Source organism: Dongia soli (assembly GCF_034044715.1).
GTDB classification, from domain to species: Bacteria; Pseudomonadota; Alphaproteobacteria; order Dongiales; family Dongiaceae; genus Dongia_B; species Dongia_B soli.
Genome location: NZ_JAXCLW010000001.1, coordinates 149,203 through 161,265 on the forward strand (window position 1 = coordinate 149,203; position 12,063 = coordinate 161,265).

9 protein-coding genes are annotated in these 12,063 nt (G+C 59.8%); 8 read left to right on the forward strand and 1 reads right to left on the reverse strand.

What is annotated here, in order from left to right; genetic code table 11:
* Nucleotides 1–3: 3 nt before the first annotated feature.
* A complete protein-coding gene (gene pabB, locus SMD27_RS00665) occupies nucleotides 4–1,464 on the reverse strand; it encodes an aminodeoxychorismate synthase component I (protein ID WP_320506411.1) in 1,461 nt (486 codons plus the stop codon).
* Nucleotides 1,465–2,036: 572 nt separating this feature from the next.
* Here pabB and SMD27_RS00670 point away from each other — a divergent pair.
* The 8 genes from SMD27_RS00670 (at nucleotide 2,037) to SMD27_RS00705 (ending at nucleotide 12,060) form a co-directional block, all read left to right on the forward strand.
* Nucleotides 2,037–4,937, forward strand: a complete 2,901-nt coding sequence (locus SMD27_RS00670) for an ATP-binding protein (protein WP_320506412.1) — start codon at nucleotides 2,037–2,039, stop codon at nucleotides 4,935–4,937.
* Nucleotides 4,934–6,271, forward strand: a complete 1,338-nt coding sequence (locus SMD27_RS00675) for an amino acid deaminase (RefSeq protein WP_320506413.1) — start codon at nucleotides 4,934–4,936, stop codon at nucleotides 6,269–6,271. The genes SMD27_RS00670 and SMD27_RS00675 overlap by 4 nt, the downstream gene beginning before the upstream one ends.
* 43 nt (nucleotides 6,272–6,314) lie before the next feature.
* Nucleotides 6,315–6,659, forward strand: coding sequence for a DMT family protein (locus SMD27_RS00680; protein ID WP_320506414.1), 345 nt, complete (start codon nucleotides 6,315–6,317; stop codon nucleotides 6,657–6,659).
* Nucleotides 6,660–6,682: 23 nt separating this feature from the next.
* Entirely contained in the window at nucleotides 6,683–7,192 is a 510-nt protein-coding gene (locus SMD27_RS00685; protein WP_320506415.1) for a cytidine deaminase, read from the forward strand.
* Between the two features lie 130 nt (nucleotides 7,193–7,322).
* Nucleotides 7,323–8,417: a COX15/CtaA family protein gene (locus SMD27_RS00690; protein WP_320506416.1), complete on the forward strand. Its 1,095-nt coding sequence runs from the start codon at nucleotides 7,323–7,325 to the stop codon at nucleotides 8,415–8,417.
* Nucleotides 8,414–9,529: a CobW family GTP-binding protein gene (locus SMD27_RS00695; RefSeq protein WP_320506417.1), complete on the forward strand. Its 1,116-nt coding sequence runs from the start codon at nucleotides 8,414–8,416 to the stop codon at nucleotides 9,527–9,529. The genes SMD27_RS00690 and SMD27_RS00695 overlap by 4 nt, the downstream gene beginning before the upstream one ends.
* A gap of 201 nt (nucleotides 9,530–9,730) precedes the next feature.
* Nucleotides 9,731–10,900 carry an ABC transporter substrate-binding protein gene (locus SMD27_RS00700; RefSeq protein ID WP_320506418.1) on the forward strand — a complete coding sequence of 390 codons (1,170 nt, stop codon included), beginning with the start codon at nucleotides 9,731–9,733 and terminating at the stop codon, nucleotides 10,898–10,900.
* 116 nt (nucleotides 10,901–11,016) lie between these two features.
* Nucleotides 11,017–12,060 (forward strand): ABC transporter ATP-binding protein, encoded by a 1,044-nt coding sequence (locus SMD27_RS00705; protein ID WP_320506419.1) that lies wholly within the window; start codon nucleotides 11,017–11,019, stop codon nucleotides 12,058–12,060.
* Nucleotides 12,061–12,063: the final 3 nt, after the last annotated feature.

Sequence of the window (12,063 nt, forward strand, 5' to 3'; positions counted from 1 at the left end):
CGCTTAAGCAGCCGTGCCATTATTGCGCCGGCGCGCCAGATCATCACCGTGATCACCATCGCGCAGTGTCTCGATCAGGGCTCGTGCCTTGTCCAGGGTTTCCCGGTATTCCGCAGCCGGATCGGAATCCGCGACGATGCCACCACCTACCTGGAAACTCAGCTCATTCTCCAGGATGCAATAGGTGCGGATGACGATGCTGGTATCCATGGAACCGTCAGCCCCGAGATAGCCGATCGACCCGCAATAGGGACCGCGACGGTTCGGCTCCAGTTCGGCAATGATCTCCATCGCGCGGATTTTCGGCGCGCCGGTGATGGAACCGCCCGGGAAGGTCGCGCGCAGCAGATCGACGGCATCATGCGCCGGAAGCATCGTGCCGGTGACGACCGACACCAAATGATGCACCGTGGCGTAGCTCTCCAGGCCGCAAAGCACGGGGACTTTTACCGAACCGATTTCACAAACCCGGCTGAGATCATTCCGCAGCAGATCGACGATCATCAGATTCTCGGCATGATCCTTCTCGCTGGCCAGAAGCGCTGCTGCCTCCGCCGCATCCTCGGCGGGAGTCCGGCCGCGTGGCCGCGTTCCCTTGATCGGCCGCGTCTCCACCTTGCCGTCGCGTAATTTCAAAAAGCGTTCCGGCGAGGAAGACAGGATGGCCGTGTCGCCGAAATCGAGATAAGCGGCAAAAGTCGCGGGATTCCGCCGCCGCAAGGCATCATAAAGCGCCAGGCGATCGAAACCCACCGGCAAAGCGGCGCGAAAACGGTGCGTGACATTGGCCTGATAGATATCGCCGGCCTCGATATAGTCGATGCTCCGGCGCACCATCGCCTCCACCCTTTCTCGCCCCAGGTCGGGCTGCGGTTCGATCGACCAAAAGCTCGGACGGCGCGGCTGCTGGGTGGCACGCAAACGTGCGATCGCGGCATCCAGGCGTGCCTGGGCCCGCTGCCGACGCGCCGCACCTTCTGCCGGATGGCCGCTCGACATGATGAAACAGCGCTGCACCTCGTGGTCGAAAGCAAGAACGACGTCATAGAGGCCGAGCATCAGATCAGGAAAGGGCTGGTCGTCGACTGCATGGGGCGGGACCTGCTCAAGATGGTGCCGCAGATCGTAGCCGAAAAATCCGGCGAGACCGGTCTGGAACGGCGGCAGGTCCGGCCGTGGTGAGACAGGATAACGGCGAAGTATTCGCTGTATCGCCTGGAACGGATCCTCGGCCCGCACCACCGCGCCGTCGAGGCGCACCTGATTGCCCTTCGCCTCGATCATATGGATCGGATCGGCAGCGAGGAACGAATAACGTCCGAGGGCGCCGCCCGGGCGTGCGCTGTCCAGAAAGACAAGCCCCGGCAAATCGGCGAAGGCCTGCACCCAAGCGATCGGATCGCGCGGCAGCGCGGCGAGCGAAATTTCCTGCACCAGCAGGTCGGTGGAATCGTGGTCTTTCATGTTACCCAGGTCTTTCATGCAAACAGGGTAACATGCGTTAACGGAAAACGTCACCACCGCACCGGCATGAGTTACCCTCGTACCGCCATGGAAATTTGGCATGTCACCGGCGCATCAAAGGGTCGGCATCCCCGCCTCGCTCCATCCACCGGAATTGACCCGTCAGCCTTGCGGCAGCTTGCTATAGCGGCGCAGCAAAACCGACTTGCAAATCATTCTCATTTTCAATATAACGGTCCTGCGGTCGTCGATTTCTCCCTGACAACTGCATCATCCCTAACCCATGGGGAGACCCCGATCCTCCCCATGGGTTCTTATTGACTGCCACTTCCTGCGGTCTCGATACCGCCTGCCGGATCGACATCCGCTCCCAGATTCCGGCCTTATCCCCGTCAGGTGCGCCGTGTATTGTGGCGGCCATGTCGGTTACTCATTGGTTTCGCCATATCCTTCGGCACGTGAGGGGGACAGCTGACGGTCCAGCGGGGATAAATGCCCGGCAAGACCGCGCCATGCCCCCCATATCTGCGCGAAAATTTGGCTGGACGCCTTCTTACTGGGCGCCCTACCTAATGACTTATGTCAGCTATCTGATCGCCACGAAGATCGGCGTGATGATGGCCTTGCCAGACAGTATTTCGCCGGTCTGGCCGGCAAGCGGCGTCGCCCTGGCCATGACCTTGCGTTTCGGCAACCGCGCCGGGGTCGCCATATTCGCCGCCTTCCTCACCGCGCAATTATTGTGGCCACCATTTCCGACACCGCTCGGCGCCAGTCTGGGAGCAGCTCTCAGCGCGACAATCGAACCGATGCTCTCTGCCTATTTGCTGCGCCGTTTCGCCGCTTTCGATTCCGCTCTGCCGAGATTTCGCGACGTGGTGGCCTTGATGCTGTTGGGGGCTTCGGTTGGCCCCTTGCTCAACAGTCTTTTTACCATCCTGCTTTTTGCGACGACCGGTTCGATTCCCTGGCCGCAATTTTGGCCTGCCATGGAAACCTTCTGGCTCGGCAATGCCGGCGGCGTGTTGATGTTGAGCGCGGCAACTCTCGTCTGGCTGGAACGGCCGGCCAAGCCGTCGCTGGACTCCGCGGCACTGATCGAAGCCGGCATCATTTTTGGGTTGCTGTCGATCATTGTTCTCGGCCTACAACGGCTCGAAATCCTCCAGCACTTGAATCAAACGGATGCGGTCGCCTTCCTGTGTTTCCCGCTGGTGGCCTGGGCGTCAATTCGGCTGGATCTGCGCTTGTCCAGCGCCATCACCTTGTTGCTCGCCATCGAAAGCATCGTGGTCGCACGATGGGGAATCGGGCCGTTTCGCTATGGCGGACCGGAAACGGCTATCCTCGTCATCCAACTTCTGATCCTTTCCCTAAACGTCACGAATCAATTACTCGGCGGATTGGCGCGACAGAAAGACGTGGCGGAAGAAACCTTGCGCGATCGCGAGGAGTTTCTATCCCTGGCGGTACATGGCAGCAATGACGGATTGTTCGATTTCCACCGTGCGACACGCCACTTATGGCTGTCACCCAGATGGAAGGAGCAGTTGGGATATGAGGACAAGGAACTCCCCAACCAGCTGGAGACCTGGGAACGTCTGATCCTCCCGGAAGATCGGCAGACGGCATCTGCCCTATTTGCGGAGATTGATCGCGGTCAGGCAACCCATAGCGATTGCATGATGCGATTCCGCCATAAGCAGGGGCATATCGCGCATATCCTATGTCGACTATCGGTGCGCCGTGACGAAAATGGACACGTCATGCGTCTGGTCGGCACGCATACGGATCTGACCGATCTGATCAACGCGCGCGAGGAGCTGGAACATCAGACGGCCTCCCTGACCCGGCTGGCCCGTGATCTCAATTTGCAGCGCCGGGAAGCGGAAGCGGCAAATGAGGCGAAGTCGGCTTTTCTTGCGACCGTCAGTCATGAGGTTCGAACGCCGCTGAACGGTGTCATCGGCATGCTCAGCCTGTTGCTCGACACGCCACTGGAATCTGATCAGCGGCGCTATGGCAATACCGCCCTTGCCTCCGCGGAAGAGCTTTTGATCATCATCAACGACATACTTGACGTCTCGAAGCTGGAAGCGGGGTGCTTGACGCTCGATATCATCGATTGCGACCTCCCGGCTCTGGTGGAAGGAATCGTGGCTCTTTTCTCTGCCAGAGCGGCCAGCAAAGGCATCAGCCTTTCCGCCGAGATCGACGGCAATGTACCCCGGCATATCCGCAGCGATCCGACGCGGCTTCGGCAGATCCTCATGAATCTGGTCGGCAATGCGGTCAAATTCACCCAGGCCGGCGATGTAGTCATTCGCCTGAAATGCCTTGAACGGCAAGGTGACGAACTTGCCGCGGAAACAGCGTGCGTTCCGAGCCATAATCTCGTCATCGATGTCGCCGATACCGGCATCGGCATCGCCTCGTCACAAATCGAGCATTTGTTCGAGCGCTTCCGGCAAGCCGACGATTCCATCACCCGACGCTTCGGCGGTACCGGTCTCGGCCTCACCATCTCCAAGCAACTCATCGAATTGATGGGCGGCCTGATTACAGTTACCAGCGAGCTCGGCATCGGCAGCACTTTCCAGGTGATCTTGCCTTGCATCGAAAGCACTGCCTCTACGGAGGCCGGTACCTCCTCGGCGTTCAACGGCGCCAAAAGCTTTGAACCATGTCATGTGCTGGTGGTTGAAGATAATGCCGTGAACCGGGCCTTGGTCACGGAAATGCTGAGTCGCGCCGGCCACCGGGTCACCACAGTCGAGAACGGCAGGGCAGCTTTGGCCGCGGTCGCACGCGATCATTTCGATATCATCGTGATGGATGTACAAATGCCGGAAGTCGATGGCGTCACCGCCATGCAATGGATTCGCGAACGCGATGACAACCGGGCGCAGACGCCCATTATCGCGCTGACGGCAGATACCATGACGGGAAGCCGCGAGCGCTTCATGGCCGCCGGCTTCAGTGACTATCTGGAAAAGCCCGTCCGCGCGGTTAAATTGCTGGAGACGATTTCACGGCATCTCAGCACGGCAAATGGCGCGAACAACGGAGGGGCCGGCGCCCGGCTGCCCGAATGGACGCAGCAGTCGCCAGCCCCCCGACTCGTCACCACCGACACGAGCGAATTTGCAGCATTGTCAGATCGGCCTCGCAACGCTGATTTTCGTCATATGGTGAACACTTGGGCCGGCGACATCCAGCATGACTTACGCCGCCTTCACACGGCGATCGACCTTGGCGACTACGATGCCTGCCAACATGCCTTGGAGAGTCTGGCAACGGATGCCCAAGGGATCGGCGCCAGCAGCCTTGCGGATCTGGCTCGCCATATTTCGGCAACGGCCGATAATGTCGAAACGATTTTTGCCTGGTTGTCCCGGGTTCAAAGCGTTGCAGAGCGGGTTATCACCCGCTTGACTGAAGAATACCATACCGATACGGAGATGAAGGCGTGATACAAGCAGGAAAGCGATCCCAAGCCGCCAATGCCGAGATCATCGGTGAGCAACTGCGCGAACTTGGCGCCATGAAATTGGATTGGCGCAGCAAAGGCGTTCCCGGAGCGGCAGAAGCGTCGAAGCTGGCTGAAACCGCCTGGAATGTTCTGGCCGGCGACCTGCCCTTTCCCGTCGCGGTCCTCAAACAAACAGCGCTGCGGCACAACAGCAATTGGATGCAGCGCTTTCTCGCGGCAACAGGCGTCTCGCTCGCGCCGCACGGTAAAACCACCATGGCGCCGCAGCTTTTTGCCCAGCAGTTAAACGATGGCTGCTGGGGTATTACGGTCGCCACCGCCCAGCAAGCGATCGTCTGTGCGGAAGCGGGAATCAGGCGCATCCTGATGGCCAACCAATTGGTCGGCGCGGCGAATATTGCCCAGATACTCAGCTTGCTGCGGTCCACGCCGGACCTGGATTTCTATTGCTATGTCGATTCCGCCAGCGGTGTCGGGTTACTGGCGGAAGCGTTGCGTGGCTATCACGATTTATCTCTGAATGTCCTGCTCGAAATGGGTGTCAAAGGCGGCCGTACCGGTTGCCGCAGCATCGCCGATGCCGTCACCGTTCTTCATGCCATCGCCAAGGTCAAGGAGATCAAGCTGCGTGGCGTGGCCGGATTTGAAGGCATGATCCACGGCGCCAGTCAGGCTGAAACCGAGGCCCGGGTTACCGCCTTCCTGGATTTGATGGCCGAAGCCTTCATGCTCTGTCGCGAGCGTCAAGCCTTTGCGCATGAGGCCGAAGCCATCATCAGCGCCGGCGGCTCATCCTTCTTCGATATCGTCGCGCACCGGCTGAAGGAGATGCGCGATCCCGGACCGACCCGCATCGTCATTCGCAGCGGCTGCTATCTGACCCATGATTCCGGTCTCTATGACGATGGCTTTCCGGAACTGGCGCGACGCCTGCCACGTGATCTGGCGCAGCAACTGGGATCGTTGCAGCCAGGCCTTTTCATCTGGAGCTGCGTGCAGTCGCGCCCGGAACCCGGCTTGGCGCTCCTGACCATGGGCAAGCGCGATGCTTCCCACGATGCCGGATTGCCGATCCCGGTTTTGCGTGGCCGTACGGGCTCGACCGAGACGACACCTCTGGACCGGCAATGGCAGATCAAACAGATGAACGATCAGCACGCCTATCTGCATCTGCCGGAACCCGCCGATCTGCAGGTTGGTGACCTGATCTGCTGCGGCATTTCCCACCCTTGCACGACTTTCGACAAATGGCGCGTCATTCCCCTGGTTGATGACAATTGGAGCGTCACGGGCGCGGTGCACACCTATTTCTGAAACAAGCCCATCCGTAAATTCGAAACATATTACCGAGGAAAATATGCAAGCTGCGTTGCTGCCGATCGGCATGTTGCTGCTGTCGAACATCTTCATGACCTTCGCCTGGTACGGTCATTTGAAATTCAAAAGCGCCCCACTTTTTCTGGTCATCGTCGTCAGTTGGAGCATCGCGTTCTTCGAATATTGCCTGGCGGTGCCCGCCAACCGCTTTGGCAGCAGCTACTATTCGGCAGCACAACTCAAGACCATCCAGGAGATTGTCACATTGCTGGTATTCAGCATCTTCTCCTGGCTGTATCTGGGCGAAGCGATCCGCTGGAATCATCTGGTGGGCTTTGCCCTGATCTGCAGTGCTGCCTTCTTCATTTTCCATGACTGGTCTTGACCCTTGGGATCGGGGGCCGCAGGATGCCTGCCCGTCAAGATGAGGAAATGATGCAGGAATTGCTGAAAGGCCGATCTGGCGAGACGCAGCCGGCGCTCGATGGAGAGGCACTGACCGAGGCCGATGAGGCCCTGATCGAAGCCGCCCGTCAGCTGATCATGGCGCGCTATACCGAAAACCGGCATCATATCGCGGCGGCAGTACGCGGTGCCTCCGGGCGCATCTATACCGGGCTGCATCTCGACACCTATGTCGGCCGGGCCTCCGTCTGTGCCGAGGCCGTCGCCTTGGGACAGGCGCTGACCGCCGGGGAAACCGCGATCGACGCCATCGTTTCGCTCCGCCATCCCCGGCCGCGCGAGCAACACCGTGATTGCAAGGTTGTTTCGCCCTGCGGCATTTGCCGGGAAATGCTGACCGATTTCGCCGCCGGCTGTGCCGTCATTCTGGCGGAGCCGGCAAATGGCGGATCACGACTGAGGCGAGTGCCAGTCGCAAGTTTGCTCCCGGAAAAATATCGCCGCCAGCCGTAAGTTAAGTAAATCCTATCAGACGGCTGCGTCAGTCAGTCCCGTCCATTATCCGCTTTTCTACTGGCCTTTACGGGTCATGGCGCTATCTTTGCGCCGATTGTACCGCTGGTGGCCCGTGCCGAGGTTAATTGTGAGCCTGACCCAGACCGTTTCCGCCAACCGTGCCGGCAATGCCCAGCCACTGCCCGCCAGCCTTCCGGGCGATCGGGCGGTCGGCGTCTGGCTGCTGGTGATCTGCTTCATGATTTTGGGCCAGTTCCTGATCGGCGCGGTGACCCGGTTGACCGGCTCCGGCCTGTCGATCATGGAGTGGAAGCCGATCATCGGTTTCATTCCGCCGCTGAACGAGGCGCAGTGGACCCACGCTTTCGACCTCTACAAGCAGACGATGCAGTACAAGGACATCAATGCGGACATGACCCTGGCCGGGTTCCAGGGCATTTTCTGGTGGGAGTATATCCACCGGGTCTGGGCGCGGCTGATCGGCTTCGTCTTCCTGGCGCCCTTCCTGTGGTTCCTGGTGAAGGGCTGGATCCGCAAAGCCTGGCGCGGCAAGCTCATCACCATGTTCGTGCTGGGCGGCCTGCAAGGCCTGATGGGCTGGGTCATGGTCGCCAGCGGTTTCGAGGATCGCACCAGTGTGAGCCAGTACCGGCTGGTCGCGCATCTGCTGTTGGCGCTGCTGATCTATGGCTACATTCTCTGGTCGGCGCTGGATCTGCTGCAGCCGTCACCCTTGGCAGCGCGGCAAGCACCGGCGAGGAGCCTGCGCCGGCATGGCTGGATCATGCTGGCCTTCATCGTCCTGGAAATCGGCCTCGGCGGCTTCGTCGCCGGCCTGCATGGCGGGTTGATCTACAATAACTTCCCGATGATGGGCGAACATTTCATCGCCGATGATCTGTTCTTCCAATCACCCTGGTGGATCAATTTCTTCGAAAATCCGGGAACCGCGCAATTCATGCACCGGCTGATGGCAATGATCGTTGCCCTAACGCTCTTTGCTTTTGTCATCCGCGTCTGTCGCGGCGGTCTGCCGGACCGGCTGCAATTCCGCGCCTATTATCTCATCCTCGGCGTCATCCTGCAGATCGGCCTCGGCATCTCGACCTTGATGCTGGTAGTGCCGGTGTCACTGGCGACGGTTCATCAGGGTGGCGCGATCATTCTGTTCTCGCTGGCGCTGTTCGCACTGCACGGCTTGAAGCGGGTGGAGGCGATATGAACGACAGCGCAGCGCAAACGTCCGAGGCTCCGGTGAAGGAGAAAACGCTGGATAAGCTTCCGGTTTCGGTGATCACCGGCTTCCTCGGCTCCGGCAAGACGACCTTGCTCCGCCATCTCCTGACCCAGGATTGGATGGCCGATACCGCCGTCGTCATTAATGAATTCGGCGAGATCGGCCTGGATCATGAGCTGGTCGAGGCGGCCAGCGAAGATACGATCCTGCTTTCTTCCGGCTGCTTGTGCTGCACCGTGCGCGGCGATCTCATCGATACTTTGCGGCGACTTTATAAGCAGCGCGATCGCGGCGAAATTCCCCCCTTCCGCCGGCTGGTGATCGAGACCACCGGCCTTGCCGATCCCGCGCCCATCCTGCATACCCTGATCGGCGACCCTTTGCTTTCCGCCTTCTATCGCCTGGACGGCGTCGTCACTACGGTAGATGCGGTCAATGCCATGGCGCAGATGGACCGCCAGCCGGAACCGGTGAAGCAGGCTGCCGTGGCCGATCGCCTCTTGCTGACCAAGACCGATTTAATGGATGAGATTACGCTGCAAAAGCTCGAACAGCGCCTGCGCGATCTCAATCCGGCGGCACCGATTTATCGCATCGTCCAGGGTCAGGTCGACGCCAGGCATTTATTCAATGCCGGCCTCTATGATCCTGAAACAAAGAGCCTTGATGTGCAGCGCTGGCTGCGTGAAGAGGCTTACAACGCACCGGATCATGATGATACGCATGGCGGTCATGACCACCATCGTACCGGCGATCATCATCACGCGCATGACGTCAATCGCCATGACGATCACATCCGCGCCTTTTGCCTCACGCATGACGCACCGCTGGATTGGGATCGCTTCGTCGCCTGGATCGAAATGCTCACGACGACGCAGGGCGCCAATCTGCTGCGGGTGAAAGGAATCCTGAACGTTGCCGGTGAAGACAAACCTGTCGCCGTTCATGGCGTGCAGCATCTGTTTCATCCGGCCGTCGTGCTGCCGGCATGGCCGAGCGAGGATCGGCGATCGCGCCTTGTCTTCATCACCCGCGACCTCGACCGCGACGTCCTTGGCAAGTCCTTGGCGGATTTCCAAAAATCGGCAGTCATATGAGCCCGGCCTGAGTGAGGACAGCTCACTACTTTTCCGGTTTTACATTCCCCCAACGCCGCGTTAGGGTTTTGCCTGTCAGGCGTACGTGCAAGCTCAAGACGCGGCGCCGCAGCCATCGGTGGATCGTTTCAGATTGAGGGCGAAACGGTCGGCAACCCGAGCGGCTGAGCAGATCTGGGAAACATCTTTCGAGGAGGCATTATGTCCTATTCGGCGAGGCTGGTGGCGTCCGCCCTGGCATCGACCATCGGCGTCCTGTCGATGAGCGGCGCGGCGATGGCCGACATGCTGAAGGCTATCGGTGACGGCGAAGGCGAAGTGGCGATCGTCGCTTGGCCGGGCTACATCGAGCGCGGAGAATCCGACAAGAATTACGACTGGGTTACCGATTTCGAGAAGGAAACCGGCTGTAAGGTGACGGTGAAGACCGCCGGCAGCTCGGACGAAATGGTGTCGCTGATGAATGGCGGCGGCTTCGACCTGGTCACCGCATCGGGCGATGCTTCGCTGCGGCTGATCAAGGGCGGCACCGTCCAGGAGATCAACACCGCTTTGATTCCCGGCTATGACAACATCGATCCGAAATTGCAATCGGCGCCGTGGCATACGGTCGATGGCAAGCATTACGGCGTGCCCTGGCAGTGGGGCCCGAACGTCCTGATGTACAACCAGAAGGTCTTCGAGAACGCGCCGCAGAGCTGGAGCGTGGTGTTCGAGCCGCAGAAGCTGCCGGACGGCAAGTCCAACAAGGGCCGGGTGGAAGCTTATTACGGGCCGATCTATATTGCCGATGCGGCGCTCTACCTGATGTCGCATAAGCCTGAACTCGGCATCAAGGACCCTTATGAACTGACCCAGCCGCAATTCGACGCGGCGGTGGAATTGCTGCGCGGCCAGCGCCAGCTGGTGACGAAATATTGGAGCGACGCCGCCGCCCAGGTCGATGACTTCACCTCTGAAGGTGTTGTTGCTTCGACCTCCTGGCCCTATCAGGTGAATACGCTGCGTTCCGCCGGCAAGGTCAATATCGGCATGACCATCCCACAGGAAGGCGCCACTGGCTGGGCCGATACCACGATGATGCACAGCGATGCGCCGCATCCGAACTGTGCCTATAAGTGGCTGGCCCATTCCCTGAGCCCCAAGACCCAGGCCGGCGTCGCCGCCTGGTTCGGCAGTGTTCCGGCGGTCCCGGCGGCCTGCAAGGAAGAGATCATCGGCGAAGTTGGCTGCCGCAATAACGGTTCGCAGCTCTTCAACCTGATCCACTTCTGGAAGACCCCCACTAAGGAATGCGGCAGCGGCAGTGACGCCTGCGTGCCCTATAAGGACTGGGTCGCGGCCTATCAGTCGATCCAAAGCGGCCAGTAAGACCGCTAGCGATCTGGGGGCGGATCAGCCATGATCCGCCCCCATTGTATTTTCTGACCGCTCAATTCAAAAACCTTATCTTCAACGACGGATCATAGGATTCCCCGATCGCTATCATGAGCAATGCCAGATCTTCCATCGCCGTAACCTTCCAATCGGTATCGCGCCATTACGGCGCGGTGAAAGCCGTGGACAATGTCAGTTTCGAGATATTGGACGGCGAGTTCTTCGCCATGCTGGGCCCGTCCGGTTCAGGCAAAACCACCTGCCTGCGCCTGATTGCCGGCTTCGAACACCCGACCAGTGGCAGCATTTCGGTGCATGGCAGGTCGATGGTCGGCGTTCCGCCCTATGATCGCGACGTCAACACGGTCTTCCAGGACTATGCGCTGTTTCCGCACATGACGGTCGCTGAAAACGTCGCCTATGGCCTCATGATCAAGAAGGTTCCCGGGGCTGAACGGAAGCGCCGTGCCGAAGAGGCGCTGGAGATGGTGGCGCTGGCCGGTTTCGGCAACCGCAAGCCCTCGCAGCTTTCGGGCGGCCAGCGGCAACGCGTCGCCCTGGCGCGTGCGTTGGTCAACCGGCCCAGCGTATTGCTTCTCGATGAACCGCTGGGCGCCCTCGATCTGAAACTGCGCGAACAGATGCAAGTCGAGTTGAAGGCGATCCAACGGCAGGTCGGCATCACTTTCATCTATGTTACGCATGATCAAGGCGAAGCCCTGTCAATGAGCGACCGCATCGCCGTCTTCAATCAAGGTCGCATCGAACAGATGGCACCGCCGAGCGAGCTTTACGAACGGCCGAAGACGGCATTTGTTGCGGGCTTCGTCGGTGTTTCCAATCTGCTGAACGGCGACTTCGCTGCGAGGCTGACCGGCGAATCCGGCGCCTGTTCTATCCGACCGGAAAAGATACATGTCGAACCGGCCGGCAATGGTGTTCCGAGGAGCCATGCGGATCGTGCCATGTCGACGGCCGGGACGGTCAAATCCGTCCTCTATCTCGGCGCCGGCAGCCGCTATGAAGTGGCGCTGGCCAATGGTGGGGACCTGACCGTCATGCTGCAGAACCGCGACAGCTCATATTTGCCGAACCAGGGCGAGTCCGTGCTGCTCTGGTGGAACGCCAAAGATCTGATGCGTTTCCAGGGTTGAGGC

What these genes read in the sequence shown, in the direction of transcription:
- pabB (WP_320506411.1), bottom strand. Translation starts at nt 1,464, where the DNA reads ATGAAAGACCACGATTCCACCGACCTGCTGGTGCAGGAAATTTCGCTC.
- SMD27_RS00670 (WP_320506412.1), top strand. Translation starts at nt 2,037, where the DNA reads ATGACTTATGTCAGCTATCTGATCGCCACGAAGATCGGCGTGATGATG.
- SMD27_RS00680 (WP_320506414.1), top strand. Translation starts at nt 6,315, where the DNA reads ATGCAAGCTGCGTTGCTGCCGATCGGCATGTTGCTGCTGTCGAACATC.
- SMD27_RS00685 (WP_320506415.1), top strand. Translation starts at nt 6,683, where the DNA reads ATGCCTGCCCGTCAAGATGAGGAAATGATGCAGGAATTGCTGAAAGGC.
- SMD27_RS00695 (WP_320506417.1), top strand. Translation starts at nt 8,414, where the DNA reads ATGAACGACAGCGCAGCGCAAACGTCCGAGGCTCCGGTGAAGGAGAAA.
- SMD27_RS00700 (WP_320506418.1), top strand. Translation starts at nt 9,731, where the DNA reads ATGTCCTATTCGGCGAGGCTGGTGGCGTCCGCCCTGGCATCGACCATC.
- SMD27_RS00705 (WP_320506419.1), top strand. Translation starts at nt 11,017, where the DNA reads ATGAGCAATGCCAGATCTTCCATCGCCGTAACCTTCCAATCGGTATCG.